This is a genomic window from Desulfogranum marinum (assembly GCF_963675105.2).
Lineage (GTDB): Bacteria > Desulfobacterota > Desulfobulbia > Desulfobulbales > Desulfobulbaceae > Desulfogranum > Desulfogranum marinum.
Map to the genome: position 1 here is coordinate 264404 of NZ_CAXXRO010000005.1, position 19168 is coordinate 283571.

15 protein-coding genes are annotated in these 19168 nt (G+C 47.8%); 7 read left to right on the forward strand and 8 right to left on the reverse strand.

Annotated elements, in window-relative coordinates:
* Nucleotides 1–6 precede the first annotated feature (6 nt).
* Nucleotides 7–1110, forward strand: a complete 1104-nt coding sequence (cobT, locus tag ACHZCY_RS21715; RefSeq protein WP_205221217.1) for a nicotinate-nucleotide--dimethylbenzimidazole phosphoribosyltransferase — start codon at nucleotides 7–9, stop codon at nucleotides 1108–1110.
* A gap of 38 nt (nucleotides 1111–1148) precedes the next feature.
* Complete coding sequence (gene gloB, locus ACHZCY_RS21720) at nucleotides 1149–1922, forward strand: hydroxyacylglutathione hydrolase (protein WP_319550387.1); 774 nt, start codon at nucleotides 1149–1151, stop codon at nucleotides 1920–1922.
* A gap of 114 nt (nucleotides 1923–2036) precedes the next feature.
* Here the strand turns inward: gloB and aspS are convergent, their stop codons facing one another.
* Complete coding sequence (gene aspS / locus ACHZCY_RS21725; RefSeq protein WP_319550388.1) at nucleotides 2037–3821, reverse strand: aspartate--tRNA ligase; 1785 nt, start codon at nucleotides 3819–3821, stop codon at nucleotides 2037–2039.
* 107 nt (nucleotides 3822–3928) lie between these two features.
* On the reverse strand, nucleotides 3929–5194 hold the full coding sequence (gene hisS, locus ACHZCY_RS21730) for a histidine--tRNA ligase (RefSeq protein WP_205221214.1): 1266 nt from the start codon (nucleotides 5192–5194) through the stop codon (nucleotides 3929–3931).
* 315 nt (nucleotides 5195–5509) lie between these two features.
* On the opposite strand from hisS, the gene ACHZCY_RS21735 reads away from it, so the two are divergent.
* The 3 genes from ACHZCY_RS21735 to ACHZCY_RS21745 are packed head-to-tail and all read left to right on the forward strand — an operon-like array spanning nucleotide 5510 to nucleotide 8681.
* Complete coding sequence (locus ACHZCY_RS21735) at nucleotides 5510–6502, forward strand: NAD(P)H-dependent flavin oxidoreductase (RefSeq protein WP_319550389.1); 993 nt, start codon at nucleotides 5510–5512, stop codon at nucleotides 6500–6502.
* Between the two features lie 33 nt (nucleotides 6503–6535).
* The gene (gene pcnB, locus ACHZCY_RS21740; RefSeq protein WP_319550390.1) at nucleotides 6536–7915 is read left to right on the forward strand and encodes a polynucleotide adenylyltransferase PcnB; all 1380 of its coding nucleotides are present in this window, start codon (nucleotides 6536–6538) and stop codon (nucleotides 7913–7915) included.
* Nucleotides 7908–8681, forward strand: coding sequence for an endonuclease/exonuclease/phosphatase family protein (locus tag ACHZCY_RS21745; RefSeq protein ID WP_319550391.1), 774 nt, complete (start codon nucleotides 7908–7910; stop codon nucleotides 8679–8681). The genes pcnB and ACHZCY_RS21745 overlap by 8 nt, the downstream gene beginning before the upstream one ends.
* A 13-nt stretch (nucleotides 8682–8694) precedes the next feature.
* Here the strand turns inward: ACHZCY_RS21745 and pgeF are convergent, their stop codons facing one another.
* The 6 genes from pgeF to ACHZCY_RS21775 all read right to left on the reverse strand — a co-directional run bounded on the left by pgeF (nucleotide 8695) and on the right by ACHZCY_RS21775 (nucleotide 18048).
* Nucleotides 8695–9462: a peptidoglycan editing factor PgeF gene (gene pgeF, locus ACHZCY_RS21750; RefSeq protein ID WP_319550392.1), complete on the reverse strand. Its 768-nt coding sequence runs from the start codon at nucleotides 9460–9462 to the stop codon at nucleotides 8695–8697.
* 73 nt (nucleotides 9463–9535) lie between these two features.
* The gene (locus tag ACHZCY_RS21755) at nucleotides 9536–11128 is read right to left on the reverse strand and encodes a DUF3373 family protein (protein WP_205221211.1); all 1593 of its coding nucleotides are present in this window, start codon (nucleotides 11126–11128) and stop codon (nucleotides 9536–9538) included.
* 211 nt (nucleotides 11129–11339) lie between these two features.
* Nucleotides 11340–13607, reverse strand: coding sequence for an ATP-dependent Clp protease ATP-binding subunit ClpA (gene clpA / locus ACHZCY_RS21760; protein WP_205221210.1), 2268 nt, complete (start codon nucleotides 13605–13607; stop codon nucleotides 11340–11342).
* 72 nt (nucleotides 13608–13679) lie between these two features.
* On the reverse strand, nucleotides 13680–13997 hold the full coding sequence (gene clpS / locus ACHZCY_RS21765; protein ID WP_205221209.1) for an ATP-dependent Clp protease adapter ClpS: 318 nt from the start codon (nucleotides 13995–13997) through the stop codon (nucleotides 13680–13682).
* A 194-nt stretch (nucleotides 13998–14191) separates the two neighbouring features.
* Nucleotides 14192–15553: a DNA polymerase III subunit delta gene (gene holA, locus ACHZCY_RS21770; RefSeq protein WP_319550393.1), complete on the reverse strand. Its 1362-nt coding sequence runs from the start codon at nucleotides 15551–15553 to the stop codon at nucleotides 14192–14194.
* A 5-nt stretch (nucleotides 15554–15558) separates the two neighbouring features.
* Entirely contained in the window at nucleotides 15559–18048 is a 2490-nt protein-coding gene (locus tag ACHZCY_RS21775; RefSeq protein WP_319550394.1) for a hypothetical protein, read from the reverse strand.
* On the opposite strand from ACHZCY_RS21775, the gene ACHZCY_RS21780 reads away from it, so the two are divergent.
* A complete protein-coding gene (locus ACHZCY_RS21780; RefSeq protein ID WP_319550395.1) occupies nucleotides 18025–18957 on the forward strand; it encodes a DMT family transporter in 933 nt (310 codons plus the stop codon). The genes ACHZCY_RS21775 and ACHZCY_RS21780 overlap by 24 nt on opposite strands.
* Nucleotides 18958–18961: 4 nt before the next feature.
* Nucleotides 18962–19162 carry a DUF2905 domain-containing protein gene (locus tag ACHZCY_RS21785; RefSeq protein ID WP_205221205.1) on the forward strand — a complete coding sequence of 67 codons (201 nt, stop codon included), beginning with the start codon at nucleotides 18962–18964 and terminating at the stop codon, nucleotides 19160–19162.
* Nucleotides 19163–19168: the final 6 nt, after the last annotated feature.

The following is a 19168-nucleotide window of genomic DNA, read 5'->3' on the forward strand; positions in this document are numbered from 1 at the left end:
GGTTTTGTGAAAATTTTAGAGCAGACTCTTGGACACATCCGGGCAGCGGACAGGGATATTATGGCTAAGGCCCAGCGGGAAATAGATTATTGTCTCAAGCCTCCCGGAAGCCTTGGAAAGCTCGAAGATATAGCCCGCCAGGTTGCTGGTATCACAGGCAAGCTAAACAACACCATTGATAAAAAAGCCATTATTGTCATGATGGCTGATAATGGTGTGTATGGCGAAGGTGTTGCCATGTACCCGCAGGATGTAACCCGGATAGGAGCCGATTTTGTAACCTCTGGGAGGATGGGAGTCAATTTCCTGGCCAATCATGCCGGGGCTGATATTATAGCCGTTGATATAGGTATCCAGGTCGATGTCGATCTTCCCCGGGTTGTGTCACGGAAAATTCGTTATGGTACGGCCAATTTTCGCAGGCAACCTGCAATGGAAAGAGAGGAGGCCGTCAAGGCGGTCGAAACAGGGATTGAGATTGCCGGGCAGGCTATCGATGACGGGTACAATCTGCTTGGCACCGGGGAGATAGGTATTGGGAACACCACTGCTTCCAGTGCCGTATTGTATGCCTTTACCGGTGCTGCTATTGACCGTGTTGTCGGCCGCGGGGCAGGGCTGAGCGATGAATCCTATGCTGCCAAAAAGAAGGTGGTGCAGGATGCGGTTGATCTGCATCAGCCTGATCGTGATGATCCCTTGGATGTACTCTCCAAGGTCGGTAGTCTCGATATTGCCGGTATGGCTGGTATCTATCTCGCCTGTGCTGCGAGAAAGATTCCGGTGGTTGCCGATGGGCTGATCTCCAATGTGGCAGCACTAACTGCACTACGGTTGAAACCCGAGGTAATCGATTATATAATTCCTTCGCATATCTCTTTTGAACCCGGAGCAAAGCTTTTGAAGGAAATTACCGGGCTGGAGCCAATGCTTGATATGAATATGCGCCTTGGTGAAGGCACGGGGTGTGCGTTGGTTTTTCCCATAATAGAAGCTGCGCTCAAGATGACAACGGAAATGGGCACGTTTGCGGCCCTTGGTAAAACCCGCGATGAAATAGGTTCGTCAGCCATGGCCTATCACGGAAAACATCCGGATGAAAAGACCTGATAACAACACTGTTGAGATTCTACCCAGGAGAAAATAGTATGTTTGTTCTTCCTGTTCCCTGTTTGTTTGATAATTTTTCCTATTTGCTTGTCGATAAAACAACAAGGGTGTGCGCTATTGTCGACCCGTGCGAGTATTACCCGGTAGTTTCAGCCCTGGCAGAGCATCAACTCAAGCCCGAGTCAATTTTTTGTACCCACCACCACCGGGATCATATCGATGGCATCGAAGATATCCTGGAAGAGTATCCGGGACTTCCAGTGTATGGGCATGCTAGTGATCACGGGCGTATTCCGGCATTAACCCATCTGTTAGTTGACCAGGAGGAGGTGGCGGTTGGCCGGCTTAACGGGAAGATTTATCATACACCCGGTCATACGCGGGGCAGTTCCCTTTATCATTTTGGTGACGCTCTTTTTACTGGGGATACACTTTTCGGCGCTGGGTGCGGTCGTCTTTTCGAGGGGACGGCCGAGGAAATGTACCATTCTCTGGCAAGGATAACGGAATTGTTTGCGCCCGAAATCAAGATTTATCCCGGTCATGACTATACGCGAGCGAACCTTGAATTCGCCAAGTCCCTCGAACCTGCAAACAGTGCTATTATACAGAGGTTGGAAGACGAGGTCGCAGCAGCAAACAGTGCCGAGGGCTGGGCGCCGTCAGACCTGGAACTTGAACTGAACACCAACCCGTTTCTCCGCTGTGGTAAGCCTGCTATTCATTTTGCAGCGCAAAATGTGGACCCGAATATGGACGGTACGCCGGAAGAGGTATTTCGGATAATTCGTCAGATGAAGGATAATGCCTGAAAGCGGGGAATGCCGTTTTGTAGGCAGCTGGTAGATAGAAAAGGCGTAATCAGAAAAAAGTCCGAAGCATCGTTTGCTGCTTCGGACTTTTTTGTATCGTGTGGATTATTACTCTCAATCCTCTTTCCAGTCAGGCCGTAAGTGCAGTTCTGTTAATTGTTTGCGGTTAACAGGTGCAGGCGCTTCCGTTAGCAGGCAGGTTGCCTTCTGGGTTTTAGGAAAGGCAATAACCTCTCGAATGGAGGTGGAGCCGCTCAAGAGCATGATGAGGCGGTCAACCCCGAAAGCAATTCCGCCATGGGGAGGTGCGCCATAGGTGAGAGCTTTGAGGAGAAAACCAAACTTTTCCTGAGCTTCTTCATCGTCAATTCCAAGGGCTTTGAAAACCTTTTCCTGGACTGCCGGATTGTGAATACGGATTGAGCCTCCACCGATTTCGTTGCCGTTGAGAACCAAATCGTAAGCTTGGCTTTTTACTGCTCCAGGATCTGATTCGAGCATGTCCAGCTGGTCGTCAAAGGGTGCTGTGAAAGGATGGTGTACCGCCGAAAAGCGCTTGGCATCGTCATCGTATTCAAACATCGGGAAATCTGTGATCCAGAGGAAGTCATAGGTGTCTTGTTCGATGATGTCGAGTCTGCGTGCCAACTCGAGCCGCAGCTCTCCCAACACCTGGTGAACAGTGCTGATTTTGTCTGCGCCAAATAAGATCAGGTCGCCGGGTTGAGCGTCAAGAGCTTTGCCCATGGCTGTGATTTCCTCATCACTGAAAAATTTAGTGATCGGGGATTGCCATTCGTCATCTTTTATTTTAATCCAGGCCATACCGCGCGCACCAAATCGTCCAGCATATTCTGTCAGGTCATCCAGGTCTTTACGGGAGAAATTGGCGCACCCCTTGGCATTGATCGCCTTGACAGCCCCTTCCTTTTCAATGATGGTGTTGAACACTTTGAAACCGCAACCGCTCAGGATCTCGGTCAGGTCGACAAGCTCCAGGCCAAAACGGGTGTCAGGTCTATCAGTACCGAATCGGAGCATGGATTCGTCATACGTCATACGTTTAATGGGGAGGTTCAGGTCGACGTTGACAGTAGCTTTGAAAAGGGCAGCAATCATGCCTTCAACAATGGTGATAATGTCCTCTTGGGTAACAAAGCTGAGCTCCATATCAATCTGGGTGAACTCCGGCTGGCGATCAGCGCGCAGGTCTTCGTCGCGAAAGCATTTAACAATTTGATAATAACGGTCCATGCCGGACATCATCAGGATTTGCTTAAAGAGCTGGGGCGATTGTGGAAGCGCAAAGAATTTACCTGCACTTACCCTGCTGGGAACCAGATAATCGCGAGCACCTTCAGGGGTTGAACGGGTGAGCATGGGGGTCTCAATTTCGAGAAACTCCCGGTTGTTGAGGTAGTTGCGAACGGTTTGCAGCGCTTGGTGTCTGAGGATGAGGTTTTTAGCCACCTCGGGTCGGCGAAGGTCGAGATAACGGTACTGGAGACGCAGGTTGTCGGAAAAATCACTGTCTTCGTCCAGTGGGAAAGGGGGTGTTTCACTGGTGTTGAGAATGCGCAGTTCATCAACAAGTATTTCGATGGAACCGGTCTTGAGTTTTTTGTTTTCCATGTCCCCGGGACGTCTTTCGACTTTGCCCCTTACTGCAACAACCCACTCGTTGCGCAGTTGGTGAGCCTTTGCATGCACGTCTTTGTTGATCTCAGGGTTAAAAACAATCTGGGTGATGCCCCAGCGATCACGAAGGTCTATGAAAATAACCCCGCCGTGATCTCGACGGCGCAAAACCCAGCCCATGAGGGTTACTTCCTGAGACAGGTTTTCCAGTCCAAGATCATTACAGTTATGTGTTCGCCGCAGCGTTCCCATTGATTCCATAGTTTTCTCCAGAAAAAGGCCGCCGGGCTAAGCCCGATACGGCGCGTTGCAACTCAAGCTGTCTGTTTTGATGAAAGGTCAGCAGGGTTGAAAATATTGTGTTGAGGTTAAGCGCGCAGCACGGGTGCTAACCGTTCGCCTTGCTCGCTGACAGATCCGGCAAGGGAAAAGACCTGCTGTTTCTGAGTTTTCATGTCACGGAGAACAGCCTCCTCTTGCTTCAGTTCGTTTTCGCCGACAATCAGTACAAAGCGAGCGTGGACGCGGTTAGCCTGTTTCATTTGTGCCTTAAGACTACGGCCGCTGTAATCCATGGCTGCATTTATTCCCCGCAGTCTGAGTTGGTGGGTCAGCTGGCTGCATGGCTTGTTAGCCTCTTGGCCCAGTGCTGCGATGAAGCAATCTGTATTTTGGGTAAGAGAGGTGCCGTTGTTTTTTTGTTCCATCAACAGCACAATACGTTCGATGCCCATGGCAAATCCAATGCCTGGCAAGGCCGGGCCACCGAGTTGTTCTATTAGTCCGTCGTATCGTCCCCCAGCGCCGACAGCTGCCTGTGCTCCCAGATCACTTGTCAGAAATTCAAAAGTAGTCTGGGTGTAGTAATCCAGTCCGCGTACCATGAAACGGTTGATCGTGAACGATATGCCAAGGTCCTGCAGTGCTTGCCGGACTAGGGAAAAGTGGTCGCTGCAGTTTTCGCAGAGACTGTCAAGTATGGACGGGGCGTCTTTGGCAATAGCTTTGCAAGTAGATTTTTTGCAATCCAGTACTCTGAGCGGATTGGTAGTAGTTCTGCGCTTGCAATCATCGCACAGTGCGTCTTGATGCAGCTCCAGATAGTTGACGAGTTTTGTGCGAAAAGGGGGCCGGCATGCAGGGCAGCCCAGTGAGTTGATCTCCAGGCTGGTGTTTATGCCAAGTTCATCGAGTAACATTTGGCCCATGGCAATCAATTCCGCGTCAACTTGCGGTTCCTGGGCACCGATGATTTCTGCATCAAGCTGGTGGAATTGGCGTTGACGGCCTTTTTGTGGACGTTCATGGCGAAACATTGGGCCAATGGTGAATAACCGCTGAACAGGTTGTTGCACATGCATACCGTTTTCTATAAAAGCCCGCATGATGGAAGCAGTTGCTTCCGGACGCATGGTTATCGACTTCTCAGTAAAGGTATACATCTCCTTTTCAACCACATCTGTCGCCTCACCGATGGAGCGGACAAACAAATCGGTTTTTTCCATGATCGGTACTCTGATTTCCCGCATACCGAATCGTTGAAAAATATCTCTGGCCCGTTGTTCAATTTGCTGCCAGAGGAGGGCGCTGTCCGGCAGAATGTCTTTAAATCCGTTTATAGCCTGAATTTTCAAAGAGGTGCTCCATTGTGACTGCAGAAAATATGCATTATGCACATCGACGATACTTGATTTTAATAAAAAAAGACAAAAATCTAACTGCAAAATGAATGAAAAGTCAAGTCAGTGTGGCGCATTTCTGGTAAAAAGACTATAATAGTAGATTGGTATTTAGATTATATGGTCGTTGAAAAGGCAATATTACAAGGTCAGGCACTGGATAGTGGTTACTGTTGTATTAAGGCTTTACCGCAAATTGCCGAGGCAGCGTGAAGTGTGCATCGTTTCGGCGACTGTAAATATATTAGCCCTCTAACCCAAGAGATTTGCATGAAATTGCCAGAATTAAAAATAGGCTCATTTATAGCCAAGGTACCTATCATTCAGGGTGGAATGTCAGTTCGTGTTTCAACCTCCGCTCTGGCAGTGCCTGTTGCCGAGTGCGGCGGGATAGGTACAATAGGGGGATCTGCGATCCCTGTCGAAGAATTAAAGGCGGATATTCGTAAAGCCAAAGACGCCACCCAGGGCATAATCGCCGTGAACATTATGTATGCGATGAAGGACTTTTATGAACTGGTCATGGGGTCCATAGAAGCCGGTGCTGACATGATTGTTACTGGTGCTGGATTTTCAAGGGATATCTTTAAGATAGGAAAAAAACATAATATACCGATTGTATCAATCGTTTCTTCCCCCAATTTTGCAAAGCTGGCTGAAAAGCTTGGAGCTGCTGCCATCATTGCAGAAGCCACTGAAGCCGGTGGGCATCTCGGCACGGATAAAAAATTGAGGGACATGTTCCCGGCAATTCGAAAGGCCGTTTCCAAGGTTCCGCTGATAGCCGCTGGAGGCATTACAAACGGTTTTGAGATGGCTGAGATGATGGATGACTATGGTGCTGATGGTATCCAGATTGCTTCCCGTTTTGTCCTTAGTGAGGAATGCTCGGTTTCTCAGGAGTTCAAAAACGCCTTCTTGAAAGCCCAGAAGGATGATATCGTTTTAGTGCCATCCCCGGTGGGGATGACCGGACGAGCGGTGAAAACTCCATTTATTGAAAAAATGGAAAAAGGCGGTGATGTTTCGGTGGATAAATGCAGGTTTAAATGCCTGAAAAAATGCAGTTATAAGTATTGTATTAACGACAGATTAACGGCTGCATGCGATGGCGATCTTGATAATGGATTATTCTTTTCAGGGGCAAATACCTATAAAATGAATGAGATTTTGCCGGTGCGTGAAATTTTTGATCGTTTTGTCAAGGCTGCCGAATCAGTCTACAAGGAAACAGCAAAAACATCCGAACCCGGGGCAGCGTGAAGAAGCCTGGTATAAACCATTTGTAGTGAGTGTATGGATACGGATTCATCAATTGCAGCTCTTGGCCGGGGATATCAGCGGTGCGAACCGTTGATTATCCCCGAATCTGAACACCCCATTCGAGAATCGCAGCTGGACATCGAAGCCTTGAAAGTGCTTTACCGGCTGCGTGATGCCGGTTTTAAAGGGTATCTTGTCGGTGGAGGGGTGCGTGATCTTTATCTTGGTGAGAATCCCAAGGATTTTGATATTTCAACTGACGCTCGTCCTGGGCAGTTGCGTAAACTTTTTCGTAACAGCCGCACAATCGGCAGACGTTTTCGATTAGTTCAGGTCTTTTTTCGAGGCAATAAGATTATCGAAGTCTCGACATTGCGGTCACAGAGCGAACATGATCTTAACGGCCCTCAACAGGTTCTGCCCCATAATAATACCTTTGGCACTCTGGAGGAAGACGCCTTCCGCAGAGACCTCACCATCAATGCTCTGTTTTACGAAATAGAGACCAATACAATTATTGACTACATTGGTGGCGTCAACGATCTAAATACCGGGGTGGTCCGTATGGTCGGCGATCCTCATCGTCGATTTACGCGTGACCCCGTGCGTATAATGCGGGCAATCCGCCATGCCGCCAGAAAAGGATTTACGATAGATTCCCCAACCCGAGAGGCCATTGGAGTGCATGCAGATAAACTTTTGCTTTGCCCTGCATCACGTGTTCGGGATGAAATTTTGAAGGACCTGCAGTCTGGGACAAGCCAAAAATGGGCACAGCTTTGTATCGAAAATAACATCTGGAACATACTCTTTCCATTGTATACGAATTGTTTCAAGAGTAACGAACGACAGAATATAATACACGAACTGTATAGCCTGTTAAGCGTGGTGGATAGGCTGTATGGTTTGCGTAAACAAAAAAGGCAAGTTGTAATTCCTGAATATATGCTGTTTGCAGCTTTGCTTCTGCCTTGGGCAATCCGGCGTTTCAATCTCCTGGAAGTACAGCTGCGTGGTAAAGGGTATCATGTCTTGAATCGCAAAATTCGTGCGGATCTTGATAGTTATTTAGGGGAACAGTTTAATGTTAAGCGGATGGCAAAGGATGCCCTGGCGATCCTGTTGGTCAATCTACCGACCTTCCATCAGTTGGAGAATGGAGGGAAAATACCTAAATGGTTAAAACGGAAGAGTTATTATCGTGACTGTACCCGTTTTTATGCGATTTACCGCGAATCCTTAGGCAAGGGTGAGGTCGAGCCGCACTGCTTTTTCCAAGAGCAACATCAGCAGGAAGCTGTTGTTATGCCGCCTGAAAATGGGACTCGGAGTAAAAAACCGGGTAGACGGGGGGTTAATCCTGCTTTTAGCAGTAAAAAACAAGGCGTGTTTGGACTGAGGAATCGTGGCTAAGACGATTGTTACCCCAAAAGATGAACGGGCATTACGATTTTTGCTGTACAACATTCGCTATGCAGCTGGAAACGGTACCCGCTTTCATCTACCATTCCCCTATGCCGGGTATTTGAAGCGTTCCGGAAGCCAACTGGCCAAAATCGTATCCTTTATTAAGAGCGTGCAGCCGGATATCCTTGGGCTGGTAGAGGTGGACGGCGGCTCTTTTCGAACTGAGCAACAGTGTCAGGCCAAAAAAATAGCAGATCAACTCAAGCTCTATCATGTTATTGAAACCAAGTATGCCTTTGGTTCAGTAGCGAAACGGATGCCTTTGTTGAGAACGCAGGGTAATGCTATTTTGGCGCATGACGAAATAATCAGTCACCGTTTTCATTATTTTGAGGAAGGGGTCAAGAGGCTTATTATTCAGGCATGTATGGAAAGGGTTACGGTCTTTCTTGTTCATTTGTCACTGACATTTCGCAAGCGACAATACCAGCTGGAGCGGCTGTATCGGCTTATTCGAGAAGTTGATCGGCCTGTGATTTTGGCGGGTGATTTTAATGTGCTTTGGGGAAAGCGAGAACTTGACCTTTTTCTCGGCGCCACCGGCCTGGTGAGTGCCAATCCGAAAAAAATACCATCCTTCCCCAGTCGTAGCCCTAAAATGGAGCTTGATTTTATCCTTCACAGTCCTGAATTGAGGGTGGTCAATTTCCAGATTCCTCTGGTCACTTTTTCAGACCATGCTCCATTGATTTGTGATTTCGAATTTTTATAATTTTTCGTTTTGCCTAATCGTGGTCTGTTTGCGGCAGGCTGATGACTGAGCCATTGCGACCTGTATATTTTTCTCCCTTTGCTGTGCTTCTTCTGTAGGAAAAAAAACGGTCATTGCATTTGGTGCATACTTCTGTCGTCTCAATGTTGGTGTTCTTTATCCCTGCTTGTCTGAGTTGTTGTCTGGTTATGGCCCAAAAATCAAAATAGTTTCTACGTACCTGGTAAGCGTGCATCCACGTTGGCAGCTCCTGGCGATAGTTTTGAAATTCTGCACAGCATGGACCAAGCGAAGGGCTGATAACAGCACGTAAATCGTGTGGAGCTACTGCAAATTCTTTCTGCATTTGGGCTACGGTTGTGGCAATAATATTGATGACACTTCCTTTCCAACCGCAATGGATAGCACCAATGGCCTGTTGCTGTGGATCATAAAGGAGAACCGCCTGACAGTCTGCTTGCTGGATGAGCAAGCCGATTCCCTTCATACTGGTTATTAAAGCGTCAGCGCCTTCAATTTCCTTTAGATTATTTTTTGAACGGATGACTGCAACCACATCTGAATGGATCTGATGGGCCGAACAGAGGTGCTCAATCCGGAGGCGTTGACGGAGAATATTGCGGTTGGCCTTTACTGCTTCCTCGCTGTCGCCAACAGAGTAGCTGAGGTTCAGCGAGTTGAAAGGTCCTGAACCGACGCCGCCATGCCGGCAAAACATGCCGTGGGGAATAGGTAGATTACTGCTTGTGCAATAAGTGAGTCCTGGATGGGATGTAATCACGTTCGTATAATGAAAAAAGGGAAAGCCTGTGAAGGCTTTCCCGGTTAGAAGTGTTTATGCTGCAGGCCAGATGCTAGAAATAAGCCTCAAAGGTGAGGTATACTTGGTGCGCGCTTTCTACAGGGTTGAGTCCAAGTGCTTGCAGCGCATCTTTGTCATCGTCAAGGTCATAAGGTTTGACATTCCAGTCAAATCCGCCTGAGTAGTTGTAATCATAGTACTGCCAGCCCAGACGGATAAACGTCTTGGCATATTTGGAAATAGCTTCGCCGGTAGGCAGGTCGTAGATCATGTACAATTCGTAGGCATTACCGCGGGTGGCCAGCTTAGACATGTAGAGTTCGTCATGACCAGGAGTGAAGGCAACCCAGTATTGAGAGCCGTAGTTGTATTCAGCGCCAAGCTTGAGACCAAGGTCTTCAAAGTCATACCGGATGCCGGCGTAGACGGAATAACCATCTTCTGAATCGGTATTGAGCCCGGTTTGGCCACTGCTCATGCCGAAATAATCATTGAACATGCCGTTGCCGTTTGGATCGGTATGGCTCCATCCACCAGCAAGGAAGTAGTTGAAGTTGTTAACCTTGTCCATGAATATACCCGTGGTGTGGTACATTTGGCCGAGATCTTTCTGGGCGCCAAAGCCGCCGTCTTCTTGTGGTTGGCTTGCTCCCAGGCGAACAAGGTCGCTTTGGAAATTAGGATAGTTGAACAAGTTGTAGATGCCGAAGAATTGCAGATTGAGGAATCTTGACCCCTGCTTCATGACATCCCAGCTGAAGCCGCCGAAATCGGTGTCGTCAAGCGGATATGGGTTGGTGTCTTGATCATATTGGAGACCGTTTTCGAACCCACGGCCATAACAGAAGCGTAACCGGCTGGTACCCATGGCTTCTGCATTCCAGTCCCATGCGTACCCAAGGGTGAGGCCGTCAAAGGGGTAATCAAAATAGGCGCTTGGGGTGGCCATTCTAGTATCATTACCCATACGTAAATGTGCGGGGGGACCATCAGTGGTAGGACGCCGACCAATGGAGAACCACATAGGCAAACCGCCGATGTTGTTCCAATTGACGAAGGCACGGTCTACATAAAGAGCGCTGTCGTTGGGGGTACGGGTGACATTGCCGTCAAAGATCGGAAAACCACCTGCCAGGTTATCCGGGGTTGACTGCATACCCCACGCCTTGTACATGGCAAGACGACCTTTGAACTCAACGTTTTCAGTCGCTTTAACCCGCATGTTGAGGCGAAAGCGGTTGGTGAGGATGGTATCGTTTTCTTGATCTCCCATGGCCTGGGTGGCAAAGGTGGGTTGCCCGTTTGCCATGCCGGTCATAAGCAGAGGAGTGCCGGCATCAAAGACGTTGCTTGCACTGTAAAAATCGCCGCGGGCACGGAAGTCGCCGTAAAAAGTAAAACGAGCTGCCAGGTCCCAGGACTCTGATTTTTCCTCCAGCAGGTCATCCATGTCGTTAACTTTATCACTGTATTCGGTCATTGCCTCACTTTGTTCGGCCAACTGGGCTTTCAAAGCATCAAGCTGTCTAGCAAGTTCTTCGATCTTGCTTTCCAGATCTTGGGGTGTTTTGCCTGCACCGGCAAAGGTAGTTGCCGGCAAAGCCAGCAAACCAGCCAAAGCAAGCATGGACATTTTTTTTACCATCTTTCCTCCTCCCTTCTTCCTTCCCTTAATTTTCTGAAACTATACGGAATTACAGCACACTATGTATATTTTAATACCGATAGTATCGTTATAACCGAAGAAAGTCAATGCGACAGCCTATAAAAGTATAAAAAATTGTACTCGGGAGGGTGGGGCTTAAGGAGGGAGAATCACCGGAAGCGAATAATACTTCCGGTGATTGATACGGATGTTAATAGTAGCGGAAGGTCATTTTGTTGTTTTTTCGGCCTATTCTTACATTGCCACCTTTTTTAAGAGCCCCGAAAAGGATTTCGTCGGTTAAGGTGTCGCCTATCTCTTTCATGATCAGGCGACGCAGGGGGCGAGCCCCGTAGGCGGGTTCATAGCCTTCACTGGCAATCCAGCGTCGTGCACTTGGGGTTAAGGAAATTGAGATATTCTTTTCGGACAACTGGGCTTGCAGCTCAAGTGTCATTTTATCGACAATCTTCTCTACCGTATCTATACCAAGGGTGGAAAAGCTGATGGTTGCATCAAGGCGATTGCGAAATTCAGGGGCAAAAAGATTTTTAATGGCTTTTTGCTCTTTCCCTTTAGAATCGCCGATAAATCCTATTGTCTGTTCACTCATTTCCCTGGCACCGGCATTGGTGGTCATAATGATAATGACGTTGCGAAAGTCGGCTCGTCGCCCTGCATTATCAGTGAGGGTTGAATGATCCATAACTTGGAGTAAAACCGAAAAAACATCAGGATGCGCCTTTTCGATTTCGTCGAGCAGCAGTACTGAATAGGGGTGCTTGCGAATGGCATCGGTGAGCAGGCCTCCTTGGTCAAATCCGACATAACCTGGAGGAGCACCAATAAGTCTTGCCACCGCATGTTTTTCCATATATTCACTCATGTCAAAACGTTCAAAATGAATGGAAAGAGCTGCTGCCAGTTGCCTCGCAACTTCTGTTTTGCCGACTCCGGTCGGGCCGGCAAAAAGAAACGAACCTGTAGGCGCCAATGGGTTGCCAAGTCCGGCTCGAGAGCGCTTAACAGCCTTGACAACGGCTTCAAGTGCGTCGTCTTGTCCAAAAATGGCTGACTTCAGCTTGTTGTTAAGGTTGCGAAGATCTTTGGTGTCATCACGGACCTTGCTCGAAACAGGAACCCTGGCCATTTTTGATACGATACGCTCTATATCCTTAACGCCCACAGTTTTCCCTATCTTTCCCATTAGCCGAAAAGAGGCACCTACCTCATCCATAATATCGATAGCCTTGTCTGGGAGGAAGCGATCGTTTATATATCGGTCCGCCAGTTCAGCCGTTGAGATAATGGCATTTTTAGAATAACGGATATGATGATGTTCTTCGTAACGGGGCTGCAACCCTTTTAAGATGTTGCAGGTATCATCCACCGAAGGCTCTTCGATGTCTATCTTTTGAAATCTCCGGGATAGAGCCCTGTCTTTTTCGATATGGTTCTTATACTCTTCATAAGTAGTTGAACCGATACAGCGGATGGTGCCGGCCTGCAAAGCAGGTTTGAGCAGATTTGAAGCATCCATAGAACCACCGCTGGTGGCACCGGCGCCGATAATGGTGTGCATTTCATCGATAAAAAGGATTGCATTGTCCTTATTTTCGATGGCGCTTACCACTTCTTTAAGCCGTTTTTCAAAGTCACCTCGATATTTGGTTCCGGCAACCAGAGTGCCGAGATCCAACATATAGATTTCCGTGTCCTGAAGCAGATCCGGTACTAGCTTATCTTCATCAGGGGGATCGGACTGACGTGCTATGCCATCCTCGTAGATCCTGAGAGCAAGCCCTTCTGCCATGGCTGTTTTACCGACTCCAGGTTCGCCCACCAACAAGGGGTTATTTTTTTTCCGGCGGCAAAGTACTTGCATCATTCGGTGTAGTTCACTGTCTCTGCCAATCAGAGGATCAATAGTTCCCTCTGCTGCTCTTTGCGCGTAATTGACCGTAAATTCCTGAAGTGCGTTTTCACCGCCCTTTTTTTGTTTGTTTTTGTTGGGGGGTGGTGAAGGTTGTTTAAACGGTTCACTCTGTAGCGTTTCAGGGAGACCATGTGAAATATATTCAACTACTTCCAGGCGACCAACTCCTTCTGAACCGAGAAAATAAACGGCATGGGAATCGGGCTCGGTAAGTATGGATACGAGCACGTCTCCTGTGTCGACCTGTTTTTTACCGCAACTCTGCACATGACTAACAGCCCTTTGCAGAACCCTGTTAAAGGCAACTGTTTGTGAGGGCTCGCTCTCATTGTTTTTTAATACCGGCATACCACTGGCAAAGAATTGTTCAAGCCGTTCTTTAAGGTTGGCATTGTTGCCGCCGCATTTATCAATAATGTGTCGGGCCAGTTCGTCGTGGAGTAACCCGTAGAGCATATGCTCGACAGTAACATATTCATGTTGCTGATTTCTTGCTTCTTTGATGGCCTTTATTAGTGCCAGTTCCAATTGTTTACTCAGCATAGTATTGATCCTTATACAGAGACTGGACGTACATTCTTTTGCCTAAGAATGGTCCGGTGTCCTCTGGTGGTGTTAACAGTCTTTTTCAAGAGAACATTTCAATGGGAATTGATTTTTTTGGGCCAAATGATGCACCTGGGATATTTTTGTTTCCCCTATTTCACGGGTATATATACCCGCAATGCCCATTCCCTGGTGGTGTACATCAAGCATGATTTTAGTGGCTTCGGTGCTGTCCTTGTTAAAAATCGTTTCAAGAATCATCACCACAAAATCCATGGTAGTGTAGTCGTCGTTGTGCAGCAAAACTTTAAAAAGTGGTGGTTCTTGCAGCTGCTTCTTATCTTCTGCGAGAATCTCACCTTGAAGGTTGGATTGTTCCTTGGCCATTATCGTGAACAGTTAATTACATTTATATTTCGTAGACCCAAAGCTGTTTCTGCCGTCGAATCTACAGTGTTAATTGTGTCAAGTGCGTTGAAATAACAACAGGGTTGTAACTTTTTTTTTCTCTCTTTCATACTTGTATAGTAATGCTCCCCTCTAAATTTTCAAGTTTCCTTTCATTTCGGAGGGCGGCAATGTCATTGCTGCTGAGCGAGCATGCTGAAAAAAAGATGCTGAAGGATTATTTGCGGAGTCACAGGAGAACCTTTGAGCCGCATTTCTGTTTGTAACAGGAGGCGCATCCACTGCTGCAGTTGCTGCAATGGATGGTTGGCCGCCGTTTTAAATTGCATATACAGTGCATATGGGTGGCCGCTGAGTTCTTTTTTCCAGGCGGAATTCTCTTTTAGTAGCGGAAGGCACTGATTCTGAAAAGCGCTGGCAGACATGGAAGGTGTGTAGCCGAAGTGGGGTTGTTCCTGGAGCGAGCGAAATAATAAAAGAGAGCGGGTCGTATTCCTCAATGCTGCTATAAGCGCAAGGGGATGGAGCCCATTTGCCTGCAGCCTGTCGGCAATGAGTAGAACTTGCCTGAGATTTTTAGCCGTTAAGGCGGTGGTCAATTCAAAAAGTGCTTCCTGGCGGGTCCTGCCGACCACAGCGTCGAGGTCTTCTTGGGTTATTTTTTGACGCTCTCCGATATAGAGCATAACTTTTCTAAGTTCCATGACAACCGCAACCGGATGGAAGCCGACTCTTTCTATCAACCGATCAGCGACAGCAGGAACAATGGTTTTATTCATCTCGGTCAGAGTCTGTTGGATGAGAGCTAGAAGCACACTTTTTTGCTGCTTTTGCGCCTTGGCAGAAGAACCTGCCTCAACGCCGAGATCGACCACGACATGGTGCTCTTTGAAATATTTGAACAGTTTTTTCCTTTTATCGACTGCTTCGGCAATTAGGATCAGGATGTTGTTTGCGGGGATGTTTTCTTCAAGACATGCTATGAGTATTTCCGCAGAGTCGGCAGCGTTTTTGACCTGCTTGTCGGGTTGTGAGCGTAGTGTCAGCAACGGTTCAACTGTCCAGGAGAGATCTTCATCAGGTTTGGCGAAACCAAAAGCATGCTGCCACTGCTGGGGGGTCAGTTGGCTGAGGTCATGTTCAGAAATATCCGCTTTTATTCCGCCTGCACTGAGGAAAGCACTAAGTGATCGAGTCACTTGTCCTGGTTTCTTTGCCTCATGGGCCTTGATAACTTTTTTCCATATGTTTTTCGCAACAGTTTTTGAAAAAAAGAGCCGAGTGTCAATGACTTTAAAGATTTGGCGACCGGGAAGAAGGCTGAAGCTGCGCAGTTTGTACACCAGGGTTGCCGTGTCCTCATGCTCACCGTCAACTGGGTGAACTGTACCCGGGAGCTGGAGGAGCTGTTTTTCAATTTTTTCAACAGCATCCCTGCATAAATATCGTTCACCAAAAAAGAGGTAGACCTGGGCTGCATTGTTGACGGTTTGTTCCAGTAACTTGGGGAGTGTTTCGCGAGTGTAGACAGGCATACAGGTTAGCTCTTTTTCGGGGGGAGAAGGGTAGCAGGCTGGTTGATAAACATTTTATGAAGGATAGCCGGCAGTGATCCTGGTTGCAAGTAGTCCTGGCCACGGCCGGACTGGAAAAATGGCGTAGAGGCATTGGTAACCTTATCCCAGGTGGCTGCCTCTCCGTGGGTGGCGACAAATTCAAATAAAAAGGTGTTGTAAGGAGTGTTTATTTCAGCCAGACCCGTGCCGATGGTTGCCAAAATATCAACTGATCCCGCAAAAAGTTGATTAAGGTGAGAGTATACCTTCACTCCGCCGCAGGAGCCAATACTTAAAAAACGTTGCTTGTTTTTAAGCATTTTTTGAGTGAGCATATTTTGGTCGATAAGGGAGGTCATTGGATCGGTTATTTGTTCTTTGCGCCAGTAGCTATGCCCTCGCTGGATAAGCATTTCATGACCACTTGTGAAAAAGTTGAGGAGCTTGTCTTGTTGTTCTTCCTGGGTTGCATATACAGAGAGTACGTGGCGTATGGTTATGTGGTTGAGGGTGCGAGTAAATGCCACGCTGGCTTTTTCTGTTTCCATCAGTCGGAAAAGTTTTGGTAGTCCTAGGGACCCTATGTTTTCATCTTGAGGAGAAAGGGTATTGATTTCTTGCCGCTGTAAGGGCGAAATTGCAACCGCTGAATAGGCCGGAGCCGGTTCCAATACGTAACCCTTTTGCCGCAGATAGCGTGCAAAGGAATAAAACGATTGACGTCCGTCGTCATCGGGATGGAAAAGAGACAACGACACTAATTGGTTGTCCTGCTTCCATTCTGCAAAAGGAGTCTGCAGGAACTGGGCAAAGGAGAGCCGACCATGCTTTTGCTCAAGCAAGCTCAATTTTTCCTGGTCTTCTCGAGTAAGAAATTCCTGCTGATGTTGTTGGTAATATTGCAGGGCTGCGATCAGTAGTCTTGCTACCTCTGAGTTGGTTTCTTCTGCAGCCGTGATCATCTTTTGTACAAAATAAGAACGGGCCTCTGTTTTAAGGATTTTAAAAAGCGGCTGCATTGTAGCTGTGAAGACAAGCAGTGAAGCGGGATCACGAAAAGCGGATTTGGCCACCAGGTCCAGCACCTGTTGTTGCTGTTGACTGTTTTTTGGGAAAAATGAGGCCAATTTACCTTTTTGGGCACAACTGGTAATGAACTGTGCTACCAGGAAATGTGTTGGGTCAACGGCTTCAAAGAAAAGGAGGAGATTGTCTGAAAAGTTATCTCGCAGGCGCCTTTGCAGGACTGGTACCAGAATATTCCGGAAGGAAGAATCATATAATTCGCTTCCCTGGCTAAGGAGTGCGTAGATGTTGATCGATGTCAGGCTGGATGCGATGTACGATCTGTTGGCAGAGGTTGCCTCACGCAGGATATTGATTGCTGTGCCTTGCTGCCGGGATGTGATTGCGGAGGTAAATTGGTTGCCATAGCGGACTTTGATGACCGGTGAAAGGTGGTGGAAATATCGTCGGAGTTCTTTGGTGGGCATCTTGCGGAGAACACTTGAAGAAAGTTCCATGCCAAATCGATCTGTCAGGGCGTGGAGATCGTTTATTTCCCATATCAGGGTTTGGGCGCCTGCCTGCATGCCTTGGAGGAGTTGTTTCTTCTGCCCTTTGTTAAAGGTGGCGACCTGGGTTTCCTGGATGTCCGGCGGCAGGGCAAAAAACATAACCAGCCAGTCCCAGGCTTCTTTGCTGGGTGGTTGGGTGGTGATAAAAAGAAAATGAGCATTCCAGGCATCTTCCTTGCGAAGTCGGGAGATGAGTGAAAGTCCTTCAAAAAGGGTTGTCGTATCCAGGTCTTCAAGCTGAGCATAAGCCTTGAGTGCCATGGCTTGGCTTTCACTGAGTCTGTGTATGGTCAGTAAAACCGTGGTGATGTTCTTGGCAGTCATGCCCTTGACTGCCAGCATAGCTTGCAGTGCCTGGTGGGTTGGAGCAGGCAGCTTGTTGAGCAGAGGGATTAACTCCAGAGCAAAGCCGGGAGTCGTATCAGGAAGCTCGAAAAAGGCAACGAAGGTTTTGCCCGCTGCATAAGAGAGAGCACTGATTGCCGGCACTGCCTTAAGTGAGAGGTCGTAATCAGTACCGGTAAGCTCACTCCATTGCTCAAAAATGCGCACCTGTTCAAAGGTGAGAGGGTGGTTAATGAGCAGTGACCAGATGTTTTGGTATTGGGCAAAGCCGAGAGCAGGGAGGCTGCAAAAGATACGCAAAACGCGCTGGCTATTATAACTGAGTCCTTTGATAATTTCTTTGCCATAGGCCACTTGCTCACTGGTAAGGCAGTCATTTCTCTGGTATAGACTGACGGTCTGTCGCCAACTCGCATGCTGTAAGTCAAGGGGGGCTCCGTGTGCTGTTGTCGCGGTGCTGCCCTCCAGCATTGCAAAGAGCGCAATGGAGAGGAATAAAAGAGCAATAAGCTGTTTGCGAGAGAAGTTATGGATGTGGAACATAAAGGACATATAAATCAGGTAGTCTCTTACCAGGGGAGTTTGCTGCCGACATTGGCAATGTTGGTGGCCATGGTGTTGTGGGGAAGCTCTTTTGTTGCCATGAAGTACGCTTTTTTTGAACTTGATCCCTTGCTTGTTGTATTGGGTCGTCTTGTGGTCGCTTCACTGTGCTTTCTTCCTTTTATCCGGCACTTTGTCAAGGCGCCAATCAGAAAAAAACATCTGTTGCCCATGCTGGGAATGGGCCTCTGCGAACCCTGTCTGTATTTTCTTTTTGAAGCAGCCGCTCTGCAGCAGACCAGCGCATCTCAGGCATCAATGATTACAACCATGTTGCCGCTGCTGGTGGCGATTGCTGCTGGTGCAATTTTGGGAGAGCATATTTCACGAAAAACCGTGATTGGTTTTATCCTCGCAGCTGCAGGGGCCTTGTGGCTCACTTTGGCTGGAGAACGTACCCAGCAGGCTCCCAACCCGGTCCTGGGAAATTTTTTAGAATTCCTGGCCATGGTTTGTGCCACAGGATACATTATTCAGATGAAATATTTAAGCAGAGATCTTTCACCCTTTTTTTTAACAGCAGTGCAATGTGTTTTGGGAGCCCTGTTTTTTTTGCCGGTACTGCTGCTTCCCCAGGTGCATGTCCCACAGGCAATATCGCTCAGCGGGGTGTCGATTATTCTCTATCTAGGTGTTTTTGTCAGTGTCGGAGCCTATGGTCTGTATAATTTCGGTATTAGTCGCATACCAGCAAATCAGGCTTCAGTCTTTATTAATCTTATTCCCGTTTTTACTGTTATCCTTGGGTTTGTGATTTTAGGGGAACATTTTACCTTTTGGCAGTTTTGGGCCTGTGTGTTGGTGTTTTGTGGGGTTATCCTGAGTCAGGATCGAAAAAATCAAGAAGAAGTGGCATGAGTTCATGAATAAGGCATTGATCTGGGTAGGTGTGATCTGCATCTGTATTGGCGCCTGCTGGCCGTGGATAAAGCAAATTCCTTTTGGTCGTTTTCCGGGCGATATCATCATTGTTCGCGAAAATTTTCGGTTTTATTTTCCGGTGACGACCTGCCTGTTGTTTAGCGTGATCATCTCTGTTTTGATCTGGTTTTTCCGAAAATAGACTCCA

Excerpts from the sequence above, each read along its gene's own strand:
- ACHZCY_RS21775 (WP_319550394.1), bottom strand. The coding sequence starts at position 18,048 with ATGTCCTTTATGTTCCACATCCATAACTTCTCTCGCAAACAGCTTATT.
- clpS (WP_205221209.1), bottom strand. The coding sequence starts at position 13,997 with ATGGCCAAGGAACAATCCAACCTTCAAGGTGAGATTCTCGCAGAAGAT.
- ACHZCY_RS21785 (WP_205221205.1), top strand. The coding sequence starts at position 18,962 with ATGAATAAGGCATTGATCTGGGTAGGTGTGATCTGCATCTGTATTGGC.
- ACHZCY_RS21755 (WP_205221211.1), bottom strand. The coding sequence starts at position 11,128 with ATGGTAAAAAAAATGTCCATGCTTGCTTTGGCTGGTTTGCTGGCTTTG.
- ACHZCY_RS21780 (WP_319550395.1), top strand. The coding sequence starts at position 18,025 with ATGGATGTGGAACATAAAGGACATATAAATCAGGTAGTCTCTTACCAG.
- clpA (WP_205221210.1), bottom strand. The coding sequence starts at position 13,607 with ATGCTGAGTAAACAATTGGAACTGGCACTAATAAAGGCCATCAAAGAA.
- aspS (WP_319550388.1), bottom strand. The coding sequence starts at position 3,821 with ATGGAATCAATGGGAACGCTGCGGCGAACACATAACTGTAATGATCTT.
- holA (WP_319550393.1), bottom strand. The coding sequence starts at position 15,553 with ATGCCTGTCTACACTCGCGAAACACTCCCCAAGTTACTGGAACAAACC.
- gloB (WP_319550387.1), top strand. The coding sequence starts at position 1,149 with ATGTTTGTTCTTCCTGTTCCCTGTTTGTTTGATAATTTTTCCTATTTG.
- ACHZCY_RS21735 (WP_319550389.1), top strand. The coding sequence starts at position 5,510 with ATGAAATTGCCAGAATTAAAAATAGGCTCATTTATAGCCAAGGTACCT.
- pcnB (WP_319550390.1), top strand. The coding sequence starts at position 6,536 with ATGGATACGGATTCATCAATTGCAGCTCTTGGCCGGGGATATCAGCGG.